Origin of the sequence: Methylobacterium planeticum (assembly GCF_008806345.1) — a bacterium.
Classification (GTDB): domain Bacteria; phylum Pseudomonadota; class Alphaproteobacteria; order Rhizobiales; family Beijerinckiaceae; genus Methylobacterium; species Methylobacterium planeticum.
Map to the genome: position 1 here is coordinate 21,057 of NZ_VZZJ01000033.1, position 16,680 is coordinate 37,736.

The 16,680-nt window shown below is 70.0% G+C and carries 15 protein-coding genes; 5 read left to right on the forward strand and 10 right to left on the reverse strand.

Going from position 1 to position 16,680, the window contains the following annotated elements; all coding sequences use genetic code 11:
• Nucleotides 1–133: 133 nt before the first annotated feature.
• The 6 genes from F6X51_RS28160 to F6X51_RS24010 form a co-directional block, all read right to left on the reverse strand.
• Nucleotides 134–277 (reverse strand): hypothetical protein, encoded by a 144-nt coding sequence (locus F6X51_RS28160; RefSeq protein ID WP_191970236.1) that lies wholly within the window; start codon nucleotides 275–277, stop codon nucleotides 134–136.
• Between the two features lie 175 nt (nucleotides 278–452).
• Entirely contained in the window at nucleotides 453–698 is a 246-nt protein-coding gene (locus F6X51_RS23990) for a hypothetical protein (protein ID WP_150966229.1), read from the reverse strand.
• Nucleotides 699–783: 85 nt separating this feature from the next.
• Nucleotides 784–942 carry a hypothetical protein gene (locus tag F6X51_RS23995; protein WP_191970237.1) on the reverse strand — a complete coding sequence of 53 codons (159 nt, stop codon included), beginning with the start codon at nucleotides 940–942 and terminating at the stop codon, nucleotides 784–786.
• 408 nt (nucleotides 943–1,350) lie between these two features.
• Complete coding sequence (locus tag F6X51_RS24000; RefSeq protein WP_150966233.1) at nucleotides 1,351–1,599, reverse strand: hypothetical protein; 249 nt, start codon at nucleotides 1,597–1,599, stop codon at nucleotides 1,351–1,353.
• A gap of 161 nt (nucleotides 1,600–1,760) precedes the next feature.
• Entirely contained in the window at nucleotides 1,761–2,903 is a 1,143-nt protein-coding gene (locus tag F6X51_RS24005; RefSeq protein WP_150966235.1) for a hypothetical protein, read from the reverse strand.
• 691 nt (nucleotides 2,904–3,594) lie between these two features.
• Nucleotides 3,595–5,421 carry a DUF4214 domain-containing protein gene (locus tag F6X51_RS24010; protein ID WP_191970238.1) on the reverse strand — a complete coding sequence of 609 codons (1,827 nt, stop codon included), beginning with the start codon at nucleotides 5,419–5,421 and terminating at the stop codon, nucleotides 3,595–3,597.
• Between F6X51_RS24010 and F6X51_RS28165 the strand changes: the two genes are divergently transcribed.
• The 3 genes from F6X51_RS28165 (at nucleotide 5,416) to F6X51_RS24020 (ending at nucleotide 8,720) form a co-directional block, all read left to right on the forward strand.
• Nucleotides 5,416–5,592, forward strand: coding sequence for a hypothetical protein (locus F6X51_RS28165; protein ID WP_191970239.1), 177 nt, complete (start codon nucleotides 5,416–5,418; stop codon nucleotides 5,590–5,592). The genes F6X51_RS24010 and F6X51_RS28165 overlap by 6 nt on opposite strands.
• A 701-nt stretch (nucleotides 5,593–6,293) precedes the next feature.
• Complete coding sequence (locus F6X51_RS24015) at nucleotides 6,294–7,502, forward strand: MFS transporter (RefSeq protein ID WP_191970240.1); 1,209 nt, start codon at nucleotides 6,294–6,296, stop codon at nucleotides 7,500–7,502.
• 24 nt (nucleotides 7,503–7,526) lie between these two features.
• A complete protein-coding gene (locus F6X51_RS24020) occupies nucleotides 7,527–8,720 on the forward strand; it encodes an MFS transporter (protein WP_150966241.1) in 1,194 nt (397 codons plus the stop codon).
• Nucleotides 8,721–8,812: 92 nt separating this feature from the next.
• Here F6X51_RS24020 and F6X51_RS24025 read toward each other — a convergent pair whose 3' ends face one another.
• Nucleotides 8,813–11,572: a GAF domain-containing protein gene (locus F6X51_RS24025; protein WP_246696986.1), complete on the reverse strand. Its 2,760-nt coding sequence runs from the start codon at nucleotides 11,570–11,572 to the stop codon at nucleotides 8,813–8,815.
• 280 nt (nucleotides 11,573–11,852) lie between these two features.
• Complete coding sequence (locus F6X51_RS24030) at nucleotides 11,853–12,398, reverse strand: TetR/AcrR family transcriptional regulator (protein ID WP_150966245.1); 546 nt, start codon at nucleotides 12,396–12,398, stop codon at nucleotides 11,853–11,855.
• Nucleotides 12,399–12,563: 165 nt separating this feature from the next.
• On the opposite strand from F6X51_RS24030, the gene F6X51_RS24035 reads away from it, so the two are divergent.
• Both F6X51_RS24035 and F6X51_RS24040 read left to right on the forward strand, forming a co-directional pair.
• Nucleotides 12,564–13,118 (forward strand): sugar O-acetyltransferase, encoded by a 555-nt coding sequence (locus F6X51_RS24035; RefSeq protein ID WP_150966276.1) that lies wholly within the window; start codon nucleotides 12,564–12,566, stop codon nucleotides 13,116–13,118.
• Nucleotides 13,119–13,382: 264 nt separating this feature from the next.
• Nucleotides 13,383–13,571, forward strand: a complete 189-nt coding sequence (locus F6X51_RS24040; protein ID WP_150966248.1) for a hypothetical protein — start codon at nucleotides 13,383–13,385, stop codon at nucleotides 13,569–13,571.
• 81 nt (nucleotides 13,572–13,652) lie between these two features.
• On the opposite strand, the gene F6X51_RS24045 is transcribed toward F6X51_RS24040, so the two are convergent.
• Nucleotides 13,653–15,530, reverse strand: a complete 1,878-nt coding sequence (locus F6X51_RS24045) for a TRAP transporter large permease (protein WP_150966250.1) — start codon at nucleotides 15,528–15,530, stop codon at nucleotides 13,653–13,655.
• 10 nt (nucleotides 15,531–15,540) lie between these two features.
• Nucleotides 15,541–16,557, reverse strand: a complete 1,017-nt coding sequence (locus F6X51_RS24050; protein ID WP_150966252.1) for a TRAP transporter substrate-binding protein — start codon at nucleotides 16,555–16,557, stop codon at nucleotides 15,541–15,543.
• Between the last annotated feature and the right edge of the window lie 123 nt (nucleotides 16,558–16,680).

Genomic DNA, 16,680 nt, shown 5'->3' on the forward strand with positions numbered 1-16,680 from the left:
CCTGGTTTCGTGCCGGCAAGAGACAACCGAGCTCCGTACAACATCCCACTCAGGTACGAACTGCGCTACGACGGCTCCGGCAGCCCCTCCCTGGGCGCCGAGCGGCCGCGCAGCCTCCAACTTCCAGAAACGGTCAGCCCCACTTCACGAACGAGGCGATGACGGAAATCACCAGCGTGGCGAGCAGCCACGGATGGCCGTCAGCGACGGCGTAGTAGAGCAGGCCGAAGAAGGCCGCCGTGATGGTCAGCATGACCGCACCGGCAACGGGATTCATGGGTTCAGCGGCTCCGACCTTGTCCTACCCGGCATCGTCCCCGCGATCGCCTCTTCGGAACGATGGCCGGGCACCATAAGTGCCCAACCTTTGGCCCCGCACCAACGTCTATGGCGAACGGGAGGACGGGGTAACCTATCGAGTCGTTCCTGTGCAGATCCCCTGAGAGGCAGCATCAGCACGCGGCCGAACAGGAATGCAGGCATTGGATTCGCGGCGCCGGGTGGTCGATCCCGACAGGATGCGATCGATTTCGCGGAATGCGCATGGCGCTGGCATGAAGGACTTCGAGGACCTGTTCTGGGCCGGACGCGGAATTGTAGCGCCCCATGGTCACACGTTGGCAGCCTTGGGAGGCTCGCTTGGCCTGAAGGTCCCGCGATCCGCCGACGATCACGCCGTTCATGAGGAACTCGAACACGGCCCCGCGGGGTCATCCGTGGTCTGGATCCGCGCCTCACCGCACAAGGCCTCGTCGGTGCCGAGCCGATCCACGGCGACAAAGCTCAGGTCTCCGGCTCATCGATCAATTCAAGCAACCGTGCCACGGCGGTCGTTAGGTGCTTTGCTGCCTCGATCGCCTCGTTGACGGCCTCGCCGGTCAGGGCGGCGGCCTGAGCGTCATGTGCCGTCACGACGCGCCTGGCCGCATCGACGAACGCCAAGTCGGCGGTGCAATCTGGCGGAACGCGGTATGTCATCATCGGCGTCTGCAACGGAGCACGATCAGACCCTTGCGAAGTGGGGGCGCGCGACGACATGTTCGCCCAGGCGCCTCCCTCCGAGACCAGGCCTTCGCACGCCGCTTTACCCCGCAAGATCCATGGAAGCCCCCCGCGCCGTCCTTCTAGAGTGGAACGTGCCCCAGATACACGATGGTGGCGAAGGGATGTGCTCCAATGGTCCAGGCCTTCTTCGAGTTTATCGCTCTCGTGATTGCCGCAACAGGTGCCATCACGGTCGCCCGTGACTTCTTGCGGCGCGGGGACAGCGCAGCCACTTCCGACGACCCGGGCGCGAGGTCCGCATGAGCCGCAATCGGGGATGGTCAGGGCGCGAACAGGAGCGAAGCCTCACACGTTCGAGACGCTCGTCAGGATCTGGGCGGCCCGTTTCACCTCGGCCGTGATCAGTTCCTCGCTCGGGCTCTCCGCCGGCATGGTGGCGAGGATCCGGGCGACGTCCTGCTGAACATCCTCGCGGATCTCCGGGCTGTCCTCGGCGATGCGACCGATCAGGGCGCCGAGGACGATGCCCATCGCAACGGTCTTGGCGTGCAGGCGCGTCAGCTCGTCGAGCGGCTCTGCGCTGTTCTCGTTCACTGTCAGCTCCTCGGGTTCCGCTGCGCATCCCCGCTGTGCAGCCGCGGGGTCGGGTTGTCCACCCGGGACCCCCGGGCGCGTTCCCGGCTCCGCCTCGCGCTGGCCGGCGCGGGCGAGGTCAGGCGCGGGCAGGATCGGGGCGCGGCTGCGAGGCTTGCCGGTCACCGCGGCGGAGGCCGGTCCCGTCGCGCCGGCCCGGACGAGGGATCCTGCCGGGCGGAATGCTGCTGCACGCGGAAGTTCGAGACCCTGAGGCCGAGCTGCGCGAGTTGACCGCAGCTGTTCTGGCGGCACGGGGCGATGACCTCGTTGTTGATGGCGAAGACGTTGAGGTCGTACCGGGTCGGATCCGACGAGATGTCCAGCGCCGGATCCCCCTCCTTCGCGGTGCTGACGAGCTCGGACACCCCGCTGGCAAGGAGCTGGAACTCGATGTGATCGGTCGAAAACGGCCGCGCGTGGTAGGACCCCGCGATCTTGCGCAACCACGTGGCGCCCTTGGTGCCGGCGTCGATGCCCGCGTTGATGATCAGGCTGTTCGCCGAGCCGGTGGGATCCGGCTGCGTGTTGTACTGGGTCGCGACCTGGCGGTTGGTCGCGTAGTTGGTGATGTTGAAGCTCAGGGAGCACTTGTTCTCGGCCTGCCGGTGAAGCGCGCCGTAGTTCGGGTGGCCCGATGCGACCGTGACATGGCGCGCCATGCAGGCGCGGTCCTCGATGATGAACGCGAAATAGGCCTGCGACAGGGCTTCCCCGCCCGCGCCGTCATAGGCCACGCTCAGGTCATAGGCGACCGTGACCGCGTCGTCGGCGTGCCGGAAGAGCTGCGGCGCGTTCCCGCCCGGAAACCAGCACCCCGCACTCAGCGATCCGCCCGGCCAGACGGCGGCGGGCGAGGGCTTCAGATCGGGGTCGGCGCCGTCGGCCCACAGGCCGACCGTCCTGCCCGACACCATGATGGCGCTGTTGGCGTAGGCGTTCGCGCTGCCCCATTTCGCGGAGGGCGGCAGATCCGGCATGCCCGTGAACTGGTTCGGATTCCAGGTGAGCGGCACCAGCGGCGTCCCGGCGGGCGCCATGGCATTCAGCACCTGGAAGCGATTCCAGGCGGGGATCACCGCATTGGTCACGACCGCCTGGACCTGCGGCCCCGGAACATCGGGCTGCTGGAACGCGAGCACCGGCCGTCCATCCGCACCGACCGGCAGGCAGGCCGGGCCGGACGCGTCCGCGCAGGCTGCGGAGGGGGACATCGAACAGAGCGCCACGATGACGAGCACGATTTTCGGCAGCGTCGCCAGCAACGGAATCGGCTCCTCAAGATCGATTTCAAGCCGCGACGGGCCGAAACGCAGGCAATTCGACCGTGTCCCCGCCGCATCCCTTCGGGCGCGCCGAGTGGGTGTGTCGCCGCCCTTCCGAGGACATGTCGGGCGTGATCTTGCACGCCCGGATCGACGCCCCGGTGCCGATACCCTGTAGGCGATCGAGACCGATTGTCCAAGCTCGCCCACCGTCCCGGACGGCGCGCGATGCAGGCGGCTCATACCCGCGCGTCACTCGGATCGAGTTGGGTGGCCATCACATCGCCGGTGGCGTGAAGGCCTGCCAGAGCAAGCGGGATAGGGATACGGCCCGACAGCCTTCCTGCGGGCGATTTCGGTCGGACGGCAGGCGGCGCGGGCGATGCCCCTCGACTGGAGCCTACAGGCGAGCCAGGCCCGGCCATACGGTTCATCGCAGCGCGTCGCCGGCGGGTCTCGGGGTCGGTCGCGCGGCTGTGGCGGCCTTTCAGACGATCGGGGGCATTGCCTGCCATCCGGCGCGTTTCCGCCTCGTGTCAGCCTCTGACGGCACCGGACTGACGCTCGTCTTGACCCGAAGAAGGAGCAAACCTCCGGGATCGTCGTGGGCCGGATGCGCGAAGTCGGTCGCCGACGCGAGACCCGAGCACCGTGAGCCGCTTGACCGGCCCGCAGGACGCGCGACCGGGATCTATGCGAGGACCCAGCCCGATTCGATGACCGAGCTCAGATGCTGGTTGGCTTCCGTGCTGTCGGAGACGGCCAGCGCCACCTCGGCCCGCGTCAGGGTGCCCGAGGCGAGCGCGTTGCCCCAGACCTGCGCGCCCACCGGGTCGGCCGAGCGTCCGAGCGCGCCCTCGTAGAGCGACTCGACATATTGCGCGTTCGTCAGCGCGGTCGGGTGCAAGGTGGCGTATTCGGGCGAGGCCAGGATGGCCTGGGCGATCGCGGCGAACGGGGCGCCCGCATGAGCGGCCGCGTACCAACCCTGCAGGCCTCCCGTGTCGGGAGCCCGGTCGAGCAGCCCGTAATACAGGCGGGCCACATCCGAGACGATCGGATCGGGCACGAACACGCCCGCGTCGAATGCCGGCTGCAACTGCCCGAAATGCTCCGACGAGAAGACGAAGCCATCCGCCACCTCGGCGCGCGATGCGCCGCCGTCGAGGAGCGACATCCAGAACTGAGACCCTGCCGCGTCGCCGGATCGCTCCAGCACGGTCTGGTAGAGCTGCTCGACGAAGCCGGCATTGCTGCTGGCGTTGAGGTGGGCCTGGGCCTCGGGCGAGGCGAGGATGGCCTGCGTGACGTCGCTGAGGCGCGCGCCGTGATCGAGGAGCGTGTGCCACCCCTCGCTGAGCGGGTCGGGCGCGCGGTCGAGCAGGCCCTCGTACAGCGCGTAGACCTGTCCGCCGGTGCTGCCGATGTAATGCGTGTAGGCGCCGAACCACAGGGCGTTGCTGAGGGCAGGGCCCGACGCTCCGTCTCCGCCGGATCCGCCGGAGCCGCCGGATCCTGGGGTTCCGTCGCCGCCCCCCGCGTCGCCGCCCGCATTCGCGTTCAGGACGAACGGGCCGCTCGTGCCGAGATTGCCCGCCTGATCCAGGCTCTTCGCGATCAGCGTGTGGCTCGCGCCGTCGCTCAGCGCGAGCGAGACGTTCCAGTGACCGCCGGCATCGACGGTTCCCGAGCCGACCGGCGTGTCGCCCTCGTAGAGCGTCACGGTGATGCCGACATCCGCAATGTTCGTGACATCGAGCGTTCCGGACACCGTGTGGCTGCTCGCGTTCGAGCCGGTGATGACAGGCTTCGGCGCGAGGGTGTCGAGCGTGAAGGAGATTGCGGTGGCGGGCGAGTGCTCGCCCGCCGGATCAACCTGGCGGACGGACACCGTGTGAGGGCCGTCGTCGGACCCGTCCTGCGCGAAGCTCGGCGCCGTGGCGGCAAAGTCGTGGCCATCGAGGCTGTACTGCAGCACCCCGCCCGCAACCCGGCCGCCGACCGTGAGGGTCGCGTCGCTCGTCAGGCCGTCGCTGGGCGAGGTGCCGGTGTCATGGGCGAGCACGACGGTCGGCGCCGGCGGCAGGACCGGCGTCTCGTCGGATTCGGCCTGTGCCGTGCCCGCGGAGGCCGACAGGCGGGCCTCGTGATCCTGGCCATCCGTGTAGCGCGCCGTGACGGTGATGCTCTGGCCGACTTGGTTAGGGCCCGGCGTGTAGCTGTCCAGGTGCCCTCTCTGCACGACGTCGCCGTCGGCCCGGAAGATGTAGGTCGCCCGGGACGGGTCCCCATCGGGATCGGAGATCGTCGCCACGATGGGCGTGCCCTCGACGGCATTGCCGTCCGTCAGGCCGGCGAGGCTCAGGCTGCCCGGCCGGTCAACGTCCTCGACGACGCCGGCCGAAACCTTGATCCTGGAGGTGTCCCCCCCGTGATCGGTGTACCTGGCCGTGACGGTGATTTCCTGCCCGGCCTGGTCGTAAGCCGGCGTGTAGCTGTTCTCGGAGCCCCTTTGCACGACGTCACCATCGGCCCGGAACGTATAGACGACGTCGGTGGGCGCGTGCCGAAGACCCGTCAAAGTGGCAATGAGCGGCCTGCCCTCCACGGCATGTCCACCGTTCAATCCATCGAGGGTCAGTTCAGCCGTGCGACCCTGGTGTCCATCGCCGCTCCGATCGGTATGTGACGAAGACCAGCGCTCATCGGATGGATCCAAGTCGTCCTTAAAATGAAAGCCAAACTCAACGTCGCTCGTGGAAGTCACACGTGCGTCGGCCATCGATGCGCCCTCGCCTGATACCTCTGACATTCTCGGAATGTCTTATATCAGCTTGGAAAATCGCGGTTTTGTACAAAAAGTATTATCACATTAGGTAAAACGGATCGACTAAGTTTCGGGTGCGGCGCACAAACATGGTTGTCCCCGGCGGGAGCCCGCGATGTCCGGGGCACGATCCCCCGGTGGGCGCCGGAGCGCTCGGTCCTGGCGGACGCGAGAGCTTGTTGCGCCGAACCCGTCACGGCCAAGGTCGTGTCGGCCAGGGCGCGGCAGGGCGGGGAGATGCGACGACGTGCGCCGTGCGGTCCGCGCGGCTGTCACGGAACAGCATGCCGCCCAGTCCGCTTGCCCCGAGACCGTCCCTGCGCGCCGGCATGGGCCGTCGAGCCACGATCCGTCCGGCCGCGTGGCTGGCCGGCATGGCGGCGGCGGCCGGCAGAACCTCGGCCGGCGCCTCCGCCGCCTCGGGGGTTGTCCCGTCGTTCTCGCGTTCGGGTCACACGAAGATCTCCGACAGGCCGCATCGCGCCCGCCGGCGAACCCGGGGCCACGCTGCGGCACGGCGTTGGGGCAGGACCTTGCGATGCGAGACGGGACGTACGGACAAGATGCAAGCAGCCATGAGCCTCGGCGCCCTGAATTTCGCCCTGGCCGGCGCACGGGAGGGCTTCGGCCCGTTCCTCGGCGTCTATCTCCAGCAGCAGGGCTTCGATCCGGCGGCGACAGGGTTCGCCATGGGTCTGGCCGGTGCCGCCGGCCTGCTCGCCACGACGCCCCTCGGCGCCCTGATCGACCGGATCGAGGCCAAGCGCGCGGCGCTCGCCCTCGCGGTCTGCGCCATCGCGGCGGGGGCCGCCCTCCTCGTGGCGACCAGGAGCCTCTGGCTCATCGCCGCCGCCCAGCTCGTCATCGGTGTCGCGGACACCGCCGTCGCCCCCCTCGTGGCGGCCCTGACCCTCGGTCTCGTCGGCCAGGCGGCCTACGGAGCCCGGGTCTCGCGCAACGAGGCCTTCAACCATGCCGGCAACGCCGCGAACGCGGCCCTGTCGGGCCTCCTCGGCTACGGGTTCGGGCTCAGCTACGTGGCCATCGCGATCCTCGTCATGGCGGTGGCCTCCTGCGGCGTGCTGCTCACGATCGACCGGGGCGAGATCAACCACGAGGCCGCGCGCGGCGGCGAGGGCGACGGCGGTTCGACCCTCAAGGCGCTGCTCGCGTCGCGGCCGCTCCTGATCCTGGCCGGCACCGTCTTCGCCTATCAGGCCGCCAACGGGGCCATGCTGCCCTTCCTGGCGCAGGCCCGCACGGCCGCGGGCGCGGACCCGAGCCTCACCACCGGCGTGATGACCGTGGTGGCCCAGATCACCATGGTGGGGGCCGCCCTGCTCGCCGCGCGCATCGCGGCGGGGCGCGGGCATTCCGGCGTGCTGTCGCTCGCCCTCGCCCTCGTGGTCGCGCGCGGCCTCCTGGCGGCCTTCGGCACGTCCTGGTGGATCGTCATCCCGGTCCAGGTTCTCGAAGGCCTGGCGATGGGGCTCGGCGGCGTCGCGATCCCGGCGCTCGTCGCCGAGATCATGGAGGATACGGGCCACGCCACGGCCGGCCTCGGGGGCGTCATGACGGCCTTCGGCGCCGGAGCCGCCGTGAGCCCGCTGCTCGCCGGCCTCGTGGCGCAATATCTCGGCTTCGCGGCCTCGTTCGCCGCGCTGGCGGTCGTGGCTGGGACGGGTCTGTTGCTGTGGATCGTCGGACGCCGGCTCCTGGGCGGCGAGCATCGGCCGGGCCACACTGGCGACCCATCAGCGGAGCCGGCCTGACACGGAACGGACAGCGAGGCCGAGATGGCAGCGGGGATCGCCGCAAGATTGGGCCTCGGCGCCGCATTCAGGGGCTCGTTCCCGTTCTTCGTCCTGCTCTACGGCGCGCTCTACGCCGCATTCGGCACCGAGTCGCCCTTCCTGCCGAGCTTCCTCGGCGACCGCGGCCTCTCCTCGGGCGAGATCGGCCTCGTCCTGGCCGCCGGAACGCTCGTGCGCCTCGTCGCCGGACCAGTCGCGGGCCAGATCGCCGACCGCTACGGCGCGACACGATGGGTGCTCGCCATCGCGGCCGCCGCCGCCGGGCTGATCTCCTTCGCCTACCTCGCGGCCGAGAGCTTCTGGCTGCTCCTCGCGGTCAGCATGATCCACTCGGTCGCCATCTCGGCCCTCGCGCCGCTCGCCGACGCCCTCGCGCTCGGGGCGGCGGAACGAGAGGGCACCTTCGCCTACGGCTGGGTCCGAGGCGCGGGCTCGGCCGCGTTCATCCTCGGCACCCTGGTCTCGGGGCAGCTCGTCGCCCAGGCCGGACTGGCGAGCATCATCGTGGCGAGTGGGATCCTGTTCCTCGCCATGGCGGGCGCCGCGACCCGGGTTCCGCCGGCGCCGGCCGCGACCGGGGACGCCACGGTCATGGCGGAGGGCCTGCGCGTGCTCCTCGCCATCCCGCTGTTTCGCCGCCTCCTCCTGGTCGCCGCGCTCGTCATCGGCAGCCACGCCCTGAACGACGCCTTCGCGGTGATCCGCTGGCGCGAGGCCGGCCTCGCGCCGGGCACGATCAGCCTTCTCTGGTCGGAGGCTGTGGCCTCTGAGGTGCTGGTCTTCGTCCTCGTCGGACCTTGGCTGCTCAAGCGCATCGGCACCGCGAAGGCGGCGCTTCTGGCCGCGGCCCTCGGGGTCGCCCGGTGGTCGGTCATGGCCCTGACCACCGCGGTGCCGCTGCTCGCGGTGAGCCAGCTCTCGCACGGGCTCACCTTCGCGCTCCTGCACCTCGCCAACATGCGGCTCATCGGCGAGATCGCGCCGGATCGCTGGGCCGCCACGGCCCAGTCGCTCTACGGCACCCTCGGCCTCGGGCTCGCCTCCGCGGGCCTGACCCTGGCCTCCGGCGCGCTCTTCGCCCATCTGGGCGGCGGCGCCTTCTGGATCATGGCAGCCCTCTGCCTCCTCGCCCTGCCGTTCGCCGCGACGCTGCACGGACCCGCCGAGCGGGCGTGATCCCGGCCGGACCTTCGCCCCGCCGCGAACGAAGCCGGCCTCGCCTCATCCGTGGGCGTCGCGCAGCGCCGCGGGCTCGCCCGCCGGCGGCGTCAGCGGCCCGTGATGAGGCTCTTGATGCGGCTCGCCAGTACCTCCAGCACGAAGGGCTTCGTCAGCACCTCCATGCCCGGCTCGAGATAGCCGTTGCCGACCGCGGCGTTCTCCGCGTAGCCGGTGATGAACAGGACCTTGAGGTCAGGGCGCGAGACCCGGGCCGCATCCGCCATCTGCCGGCCGTTCATGCCCCCCGGCAGCCCGACATCCGTCACCAGCAGGTCGACGCGCACGTCCGATTCGAGCAGCTTCAGGCCCGAGGGCCCGTCGGCCGCCTCGATGGCCGTGTAGCCGAGATCCTCCAGCACCTCCGTCACCAGCATGCGCACGCTCGGCTCGTCATCGACGATCAGCACCGTCTCGCCCTGCTCGGCCCGCGGCGCGTCGGCGAAGTCCGGCAGAACCACATCGCCCTCCGCCGTGCCGTCGTACCGCGGCAGGTAGAGGCACATCGTGGTGCCCTGGCCCACCTCCGAGTAGATGCGCACCTGGCCGCCGGATTGGCGCACGAAGCCGTAGATCATGCTCAGGCCGAGGCCGGTGCCCTGGCCGATCGGCTTCGTGGTGAAGAACGGGTCGAAGGCCCGGGCGATCACCTCGGGGGTCATGCCGGTGCCGGTGTCGGTCACGCAGAGCGAGAGGTATCGTCCGCGCGGGAGGTCGCGCTCCTGAGCCGCATGGTCGTCGAGCCACTTGTTGGCGGTCTCGATGGTGATGCGCCCGCCCTCCGGCATGGCGTCGCGGGCGTTGATGCAGAGGTTGAGCAGCGCGTTCTCGAGCTGGGGCGGATCGACCAGGGCCGGCCACAGGCCGGAGGCGCCGACCACCTCGACGGCGATCTCGGGGCCGACCGTGCGGCGGATCAGCTCCTCCATTCCGGCGACGAGCGCATTCACGTTGGTCGGCTTCGGATCGAGCGTCTGGCGGCGCGAGAAGGCCAGGAGCCGGTGCGTCAGCGCGGCCGCACGCTTGGCGGCCCCCTGGGCGGCGTTGATGTAGCGGTCGAGGTCGGTCAGGCGCCCCTGCGCGAGGCGGGTCTGCAGGAGTTCCAGGCTCCCGGCGATGCCGGTCAGCAGGTTGTTGAAGTCGTGCGCCAGGCCGCCCGTCAGTTGCCCCACCGCCTCCATCTTCTGCGATTGCCGCAGCGCTTCCTCGGCCCGCATGAGCTCGGCCGTCCGCTCGGCGACGCGCTGCTCCAGCGTGGCCTTCGATTGCTGCACCGCCTGGAACAGGCGCGCGTTGTCGATGGCGATGGCGGCCTGCGCGGCGAGCCCGAGCATCAGCCGTTCGTGCCGCGCGCTGAAGCGCTGCGGCTCGGGGTGGCCGAAGAACAGGCCGCCGATCACCTCGCCGGAGCGGGAGATCACGGGGACCGCCAGGTAGCTCCTGACCGGCAGATGGCCCTTGGGCATGCCGCGATGCGGTTCGTTCCGGCCGTAGCGCGGGTCGGACAGGATGTCGTCGGAGCGCACCACCCCCTCGCCGCCGAAGGTCGGGGCGAAGACCGCCGTGTTGCGGGGCATCGGGAAGCGCTCGAAGGCCGAGCGGTCGACCCCCGAGAGCGTATAGAGGAGGTAGCTCTCGCCGGCCTCGTTCCGCACGTTGTAGAAGAACGCCCCGAACTTCGCCCCGGTCAGGTCAACGCCCGCGTCGGTGACGTTCTGGACGAGCCGCTCCAGGACGAGCTCGCCCGCCAGCATGGCGCCGGTGCGGTTCAGGGTCTCGTTGGTGCGGTTCTCCTCGCGCAAGGCCGCCTCGGCCCGCGCCCGCTCCAGCGCGGCCCAGGTGCGCTCGGCCACCTCGCCGATCACCGTGGCCTCGTCAGCGAGCCATGGCCGCGGAGCGGCCGCGTGGACGAAGAGGACGGCCGAGAGCCGCCCGGCCTTCACGAGCGGCACCACGATCTGCGCCCGGATGTCGAGCGCGGCGTGCGCGGCTTCCGACGCGAGGCCGGCGGTGCGCGGATCGGACCGCATGTCCTCGATCACGACCGTGCGCCCGGCCAGGAAGTCGTCGACGAAGGCGGTGGCGTAATCCACCAGGGGGTAGCGGCCGGTGATGCTCGCGATGCCCTCCGCCGACCAGTCGCGGGCGATCACGAGGTGCAGGTCGGTGCCGGTCCCTTCGATCTCGCCGTAGCCGACCCTGTCGGCCCTGAGGTGCTGGCCGAGATGGCGCGTCGCCGCCTCGATGACGGCGACCGGGTCGGCACGCTCGCGCAGGTCGTCGGCGAGCTGGCTCAGGAAGGCCTTGCGCCGCTCGGCCAGAACCCGCTCCGTGGTCTCGACCACCACGGCGATCACCCCCGCCGGGTTGCCGCTCTCGTCCAGCACCGGCGAGTAGTCGAGATTCATCCAGACCGGCTCGGGGCGCCCGTAGCGGTGCAGGGTCAGGTTCTGGTCCTTGTAGGCCAGGGTGCCGCCGGCCAGCCCGACCCGCATCACGTTGTCATTGAACTCGGCGACCTCGGGCCAACCCTCCCGCACCTTGCTGCCGAGGAGGGCGGGATGCCGGCCGCCCGCGAAGACCGAGTAGGCGTCGTTGTAGATCATGACGCCGTCCGCGCCCCACAGCATCACGATCGGCACCGGCGACAGGAGCACGACGCCCACCATCGTCCTCAGGCTCTGGGGCCAGGCCCCGATCGGTCCGAGGGAGGTCGCGGCCCAATCGTGGCCGCGGACCAGCGCGCCCAACTCACCGCCGCCGGCGAAGAAGCGCTCGTCCGTTGCGTCGATCGAAGGTGTCGCGTCCACTCCGGTGCCCCTCATTGTCAGACATCGGCCTGTGGCCTGCGTTCATGGTCGGATGTTGGCGGATCGCGAGACGATACGGCGAATGTCCGGAGCCGACGAGGTCGGCTTGCGTCCTCCCGGGCGAGGGCGATCGGAACGGATAGGCTCGGGCAAACGCAGCGTGTAGGTGCGCTGCGGCCCGCGGGATCGCGTCGCGGGCCGGGATCGTCGAGGCACGGTCGCAGGATGCGGAGGCCCCCTCCCCCCGCCCGGTCAGGACCTGCGGGACGCTGCGGCCCGGCTACCGCACGAGGTGATCGACCATCGCCCGGATCTCGCTGCGGTCGGCGGGTTGCAGGTCCACCGAGCGGTGAATGGACAGTCCCTCGATCATCGCATCGAGCGCCTTGGCCGAGCCCGGGGTGAAGTGCTGCGCCAGCGCCGCCCGGCTCTTCGCCATCCAATCCTGCATCACCCGGCGCAGCGGCGGGTTGCGGGCCGCGAAGGCGTAGAGCTCGTAGCTGAGCAGCATGGTGCGGGGCGTTGCCCAGCTCTCGTCGAGGATGAGATCGACGACGGCCTCGCAGGCCTCGTCGAGATTCGAGGCGGCGGCGAGCCGTTCCCTGAACCGGGCCGCGACCGTGTCGGCGAGGAGCGTGAACGCCTCCGTCAGGAGGCCGTTCATGCCCGCGAAGTGGTAGGTCATGGAGCCGAGCGGGACATTGGCCGCGGCTGCGACGCGGCGGTGGGTCGTCCCGGCGGTGCCGTGCGCGGCGATCACGTCGAGCGTGGCCTGGAGGATGCGGGCGCGGCGATCCGGATCGTAGCGGCGCTGTGCGGCGGGCAAGCGGGTCTCCATCAGGACGAGAAGCGACGCGATCCACGACGTGTTGGCTTCTGCACCCGATGCGTACATATGTACACACCGCTGGAGGTGCGGAACTCCTCTCCCGAAGGCCAGGCCCGGGCGGCGCGGCGCCGACCGAGGCCGGATGACGAAGACCGGATGACCATGAAGACCCAGAAGCAGAAGATGCTGGCCGGTGAGCTCTACAACGCCGACGATCCGGAGCTTTCCGCCGACAACCGGCGCATCTCCGAATGGCTCGACCGCTACAATGCGACGAACACCAGGACCCAGCCCGAGCGACAATCGCTCCTGGAGGAAGCCTTTGCCGGCGTCGGCGCGGGTTGCAACATCCGCCCGCCCTTCCACTGCGATTACGGCTACAACATCAGCCTCGGTCGCGGCGTGTTCCTCAATTTCAACTGCTGCATCCTCGATGTCGTCGCGGTCTCCATCGGAGACATGACGCAGATCGGTCCGGGCGTGCAGATCCTGACGGCCGACCACCCCCGCGACCCGGTCCAGCGCAGGCAGATGCTCGAGTTCGGCCGCCCGATCGCGATCGGCGCCAATGTCTGGATCGGCGGCGGAGCGTTGATCATGCCGGGTGTCACGATCGGGGACGACGCCATCATCGGCGCGGGCAGCGTGGTCACGCGCGACGTTCCGCCGGGCGGCATCGCCGTCGGCAACCCCGCGCGGCTGCGCGCACCCGCATAATCGCGGTGCGATCGAGAGGTCGGACGGCGCGGCGGCCCGGCGGGCAATGGCATATCCGGCCTCGGCCTTCGCGGCGGCATCGCACCGCTCACGCGCCGCTTCGGCCCGATACGTCACTGCGGACAGATTAACGGACGATCATCGTGCACATGAGCTTGGCGCATGGCAGACCGGTCGCGTTCCGCCGTTCCGGCCGGCCGCCGCATCGTCCATATTGCGATGCAGCAAAGCGGGCGTTCGGAGGCCCGCAGCGGAACTGGAACGATGGCCCACACCCTCAAGATCGGCAGCCTCCCGCACGCGGCACAGGCCAAGGCGTCGGAGAGCCAATCCTCGCGGACGCGTGCGAATCTCGTGACGAAATTCGCCGCGGCGCTCCGGCGTGGCGGCGAAGCGCGCTACGCCCTGCAGCTCGACCTGATCGAGCGCACCGGGCGCGCCGGCGTCGTCTGAGGCGGCCCGGCCCTCGGTCAAGCCGGCACGGCCGGGCCTCGATCGACGCGCGGACGCGGCAGGGTCGCGTCCGCGTGGCGATCAGAGGAAGCCGATCGAGAACCAGGGTACCAGGATGATCACGGCGAGGCCCACGAGCAGCGCCACGATGTAGCCGACGATCGGCTTCATCCCGGCATCCGGATGGATGCGGCTGATCGCGCAGGCCGCGTAGTAGCCGACGCCGAAGGGCGGCGCGAACAGGCCGACCCCCATCGCGAGGATCACCACCATGGCGTAGTGCACTTCGTGCACGCCGACCGTGCGGGCGATCGGGAAGAGCAGCGGCCCGAACAGCACGATGGCGGGGATCCCCTCCAGCACCGATCCCAGCACGATGAAGGCCAGGGCCGAGACGACGAGGAAGCCGAGGGCGCCGCCGGGCAGGCTCGTCATGATCACCGCGAGGGTCTGCGAGAAGCCGGACTGGGTGAGGGCCCAGGCCATGCCGGTCGCCGCCCCGATGATCAGCAGGATGGCCCCCGACAGGGTCGCGGTCGTCACCAGCATCGGGTAGAGCCGGCGCAGGTCGAACTGCCGGTAGATCAGCAGGCCGGCGAGGACGGCGTAGACGATGCCGATCGTCGAGACCTCCGTCGCGGTGGCCACGCCCTCGACCACGGCGATCCGGATCAGGAAGGGCAGCGCGAGCGCGGGCAACGCGATCACGAGGGTCCGGGCGATCACCCGGCCGGAGGGGCGGGGCACGTGCCGCAGATCCTCGCGGCGATAGCGCCACCAGACCAGGCTGCACAGGGTCACGGCCAGGACGAGCCCCGGCAGCAGCCCGCCGGTGAACAGGGCGGTGATCGACACGCCCGTGACCGACCCGATGGTGATCAGCACGATCGAGGGCGGGATGGTCTCAGTCTGGGCGCCGGTGGCGGCAAGCAGCGCCACGAGGTCGCCCTCCTTGGCGCCCCGCGCCTTCATCTCGGGAAACAGCACGGGGGCCACCGCGGCCATGTCGGCGGCCTTCGAGCCGGAGATGCCCGAGACGAGGTACATCGCGCCGACCAGCACGTAGTGCAGGCCGCCGCGGACGTGACCGAGGAGGCTCGCCAGGAAGCCCACCATGGCGCGCGCCATGCCGGTCATCTCGATCAGCAGCCCCAGGAACACGAAGAGCGGCACCGCCAGCAGGATCAGGTGGCTCATGCCCTCGTCCATCCGGCCGACCACCACCATGGCGGGCGCGTTGGTCGTCAGCGTGATGTACGCGAAGGTGGCGAGCCCGAACGCGAAGGCGATCGGCACGCCGGAGAACACCAGGCTGCCGACGCCGAGGACGAAGAACAGGAACAGGTTGATGTTGCCGAGCCCCATCAGGACCGGCTGAAGCAGCACGAGCGCGCCCGCGACCGCCCCGCCGAGCGCGAGGGCGCCCACGGCGATGCGCCAATCGGCGGCCTCGAGCAGGCGGATCACCGCGATCAGCAGCATCACGCCGAAGCCGACCGGCAGGGCGGCGGCCCGCCACGCGTTGGTCAGCTCGAGGGCGGGCGTCTGGACGAAGAGCTCGTCGCTCGCGAACTCGTAGGCCGGCTCGAGGACGAGGGCCACGAAGATCAGGCCGGCCACCAGGGCGACGGTTTCCAGGAAGGCGCGCACCCGCGGCGAGGCCATGGCGACGAGCGCCGTCATGCGCATGTGCTCGGCACGCCGGAAGGCCGCCGCCGCTCCGAGCATGGCGAGCCACAGGAACAGGATCGAGGCGAGCTCGTCCGACCAGACGATGGGCCGGTGGAACACGTAGCGGCTCACCACCCCGCTCAGGAGCACCACGATCTCCAGCACGACGAGGAGGGCCGCGGGCACCTCGACGAGGACGCCCAGGGCTCTGTCGAGGGTCTTCAGCCAGGAGCGGCCACCCCGGACGGGAGCCCCGGCGGCCGGTACTGCGGCGAATTCGAGTTGCATGGACGCCTCCTCACGCGAGCTTGCCGGACACGGCTTCGAGGTGGCCCCAGGCGGCGTCGCCGTATTTGGCCTTCCAATCCTTGTAGAAGCTCGTCTTGCCGAGGGCGTCGCGGAAGGCCTCGCGGTCGACGTCGACGAAGGTGATGCCCTTCTCCGACATCGTGGTACGGAGCGAGCTGCTCAGCGCGACGATGTCGCGGCGCTGATCGTCCGCCGAGCGGTCGAGCTCGCGCGAGACGACGTCGCGCAGGTCCTGCGGCAGGCGCTGCCACGCCCGCTTGTTGCCGAGGATCCAGTATCCGTCCCAGACGTGGCCGGTCATGCTGCAGGATTTCTGCACCTCGTAGAGGCGCGTGGTGGCGATGATCGCCAGCGGGTTCTCCTGGCCCTCGACCACCTTCGTCTGCAGGGCGGAGTACAGCTCGTTGAAATTGATCGGCGCCGCGCCCGCGTCGAGCGCCTTGAAGAGTGAGGTCAGCATCGGGGCCGGGGGGACCCGGATCTTGAACCCCTTGAGGTCGGCGGGGGTGCGGATCTCGCGCGTCGAGGAGGTGATCTGCCGGAAGCCGTTGTCCCAGACCTTCGAGACGGTGAGGATCGGGGTCTTGGCGATCTCCCCGCGCACGTAGGTGCCGAGGTCGCCATCCATGGCGGACCAGACCGCGTCGTAGTCCTTGAAGGCGAACCCGGTGTTGGGAAGGCTCGCGGCCGGCACGTAGGTCGCGAGGATCGAGGTCGCGAGGTTGAAGAACTCCACGCTGCCGTTGCGGACCTGGGCCAGGAGGTCCGTGTCCGAACCGAGCTGGTTGGCCGGGAAGAGCCGGATCTCCAATCGCCCGCCCGTCGCCTCGCGGATGCGGTCGAGGGCCTGCTGAGCCCGCAGGTTGATCGGATGGGTCGGATCCTGGCCCGTCGCGAGCTTGTAGGAGAACTCGGCCGCGGAACCGCGGCGGCTGAGGATGCCGCAGAGGGGCACGGCGGCGGCACCGGCCAGGAGGGTTCGGCGGCTGAGATTCGTGTCGCGCATGGTTTCTCTCCCTGATTGTCTCGACGCGTGACCCGATCCCGGCCGTTTTCGGTCTCGTGGATCCGGGCTGTTCTGGTTCGTGGCCTCGCCCCGCTTGCACCCGGTCGCCGCGAGGGCTTCGCC